This window comes from Paenibacillus oleatilyticus (assembly GCF_018998565.1).
In the GTDB taxonomy this organism is placed as follows: domain Bacteria; phylum Bacillota; class Bacilli; order Paenibacillales; family NBRC-103111; genus Paenibacillus_G; species Paenibacillus_G oleatilyticus.
The window spans coordinates 1-390 of record NZ_JAHNZO010000125.1 but is presented as its reverse complement, the minus strand read 5'-3'; the positions used below and the strand labels follow the sequence as shown (position 1 = coordinate 390).

Annotated in this window: 1 protein-coding gene; it reads right to left on the bottom strand. The window is 70.0% G+C overall.

All coding sequences use genetic code 11. The annotated features are described in order from the left end of the window. On the bottom strand, window positions 1–162 hold a 162-nt coding region (locus KQX66_RS37915; protein ID WP_498047228.1), incomplete at its 3' end, for a thiolase family protein. Window positions 163–390: the final 228 nt, after the last annotated feature.

The window sequence follows — 390 nt, the reverse complement described above, 5'->3', positions numbered from 1 at the left end:
GCCAAAGGCGACACGGCCCACCCGGCCGGGCTCGACCCCCGCCCGGTCCAGCGCGGCGCGCGATACCTGCGCGGCCAGCGCGATCGGCGGCATCCCCGCCAGGCTGCCCCCGAAGGTGCCGATCGCGGTGCGCGCCGCGCCCAGGATCACGATTCCGGTCATTGCAACACTCCTCCCTTGCGACCATCGCCGGGACGACCCCGGCTTAGCCGCACGGTGGCTGCGGCGGTTGCATAAAGCTAGTCCGAAAAAACCGGTTGCAGAGGTCAGTCTTGTAGCAGAGGTTTACGCCCGAACTGCGGAGAACGCCAAGAACCGGTGCGGGAGAGTGCGATGACGAGAGGTTTCGCCGCGGGTGCGGCGGGGGCCGCCTGCCACGCGATCCAGCCC